Here is a 1,820-nt window from a genome sequence, read left to right on the forward strand (position 1 = left end):
CCTTGCTTGTCCGGCCCAAGGCAACCTTGCTGCGGGAGATCCGGCATCGCGTCCTCGTCAAGCCAGAGCCAAGCAGGATAGGTGCCCTCTGCAGCCACTTCGCGCAGGGCAGCGACCGCATTGGTGTCTGCGGCGGGATCAGCAACGAACAGCGAAACCGGGCTTTCCAGGTCGGTCAGCACCGCGCAGGCAATCGGAGTCTCATGGTCGAGGGTGAACCGCTGGGACTTGAGAAATGCGCGCCTGCTCTCTGTCAGCGCCCGGATCAGCTGATAGTCGCGGATGGATTCAAACGGGATCCAGTTTGCAGTGACCAGCATCATGCCGATTTCCCGCAGAACGGGGTAGCCGGCTTTGGCAACGCTGAAGGTGGCGATCACCATCACATGCACGTCACCCAGGGCTTCCGACAGCATGAGCTGATCCGCAAACACCTTCTCAAATTTCCGCACCAGGTCCTCTTCCGCGAAGAAGGCGCAGTCCGGCGCGTGTTTGAACAGGAAACGCGCACCCATGCGGGTGGCTTCATGGCTCTTGTATTCGGCCACAACGAGGCCAAGCGGGGCCGTACCGCGCGCAGGCGCCTGAAGGCCGCGCAGGAGTTTGGCCCGGCGCGCGGCGTTTTCTTCTTTCCGCTCCGCCTTCCAGTAGTCCGGAACATAGAGAATATCCCGCAAGTCACGAGACTTGGCGGATTTCCCCGAGGCTGCGTTCAAAAGCGCACGCTGTACTGGCCCCCACCAGCGTTTACCCTGCATCGCCGGGGTCCATTTCACCAGGTCGGCCTCATGCCACAGGTATTGCAGCAGGCTCGACAGGCCGAGCTTGCGCGGGCTGGCCTTGGCCTCGGTCGGCTTTTTTCCCGAAGGCGCGGGCGGTGCCGGGCGCTTGCTGCCCATGGTCAAAGGGAAATCAACCTTCAGCGTCGTGGTTCCGCTGTCCAGATCTTCCCTGATCGCGCTGCCCTGCACCTGTCCGAGGCCCGAGAGATCTTCAGGCGGCAAGAAAGACTCGCAGCCGGGCGCGTGTTCCGCGCCGGTGCCCGGCATCCGCTTCAGGATGAACCGGCCATTCACGCAGGCCACGTACATTTGCGGAGCCGGTTTCCAGCAGCCGCAGGTGATGCGGCTGTGTTCCTGATGCGCCCGGCCAAGGAGGTTCTGGCCGTCGCCGGTTGCCGGATCCACGGGGATATTGCCAATGAAATACGCCATTCTGCCTGTTCCTTCACTGATACCGTTCGCCCATGGGCACTTCCCGGACCACGTAGATGCGCTCCAGGATCTGATCTTCTGTCAGCAGTCCGCCCCCGATCAGCTGGGTTTCCCCGCTGGCGGCATCTACTATGGCGATGAAGGGGCGCGGCTTATCCGCGAGCTGAAGGGCCTCAAGCTGGCCCGCGTCCTGAACCGCGTCCGGGAAATATCCGATGGGGCTGCCATCGGTGGACACGGCCAGAATTTCCACGCCATAGGCATTGCGGATGCCGTCGAGGATCTGCGCCTGCGCGAGGCACAAGCGGCAGTCCGCAGGGTTGTCATAGACAAAGATCAGACCGGCCTCTTGCGCCGCCCGGCGCAGAGCCGCCTGCTCCGCCGCATTGCGCTGGTCCTGATAAATGTTGGTGCCCATCTGGGTCAGCGGGCGGCGGGTATTGGCATCGAGGTGGGGCGAGCCGAACAGCACGCGCTGCCAGACGGCTGCGAAACGCGCCGCCTGCTGTGCCATCTGCTTGTTCACCTCCATATACGCCTGCACATTTTCCGGCGTCGGATCGAGAATGGCGCGGTGCTTCAGCTCGTCGGCATATTCCCGGAACG

The 1,820-nt window shown here is 62.9% G+C and carries 2 protein-coding genes; both read right to left on the reverse strand.

Annotated elements, in window-relative coordinates:
* The coding region (locus VOI29_RS24360) for a DUF1173 family protein (protein WP_323784461.1) at positions 1–1,214 on the reverse strand (1,214 nt) is incomplete at its 3' end.
* A gap of 13 nt (positions 1,215–1,227) precedes the next feature.
* Positions 1,228–1,820 (reverse strand): conjugal transfer protein TraF (locus VOI29_RS24365; protein WP_323784463.1); only part of this gene is annotated, 593 nt, incomplete at its 5' end.

The organism is Leisingera sp., assembly GCF_034669605.1.
GTDB lineage: Bacteria > Pseudomonadota > Alphaproteobacteria > Rhodobacterales > Rhodobacteraceae > Leisingera.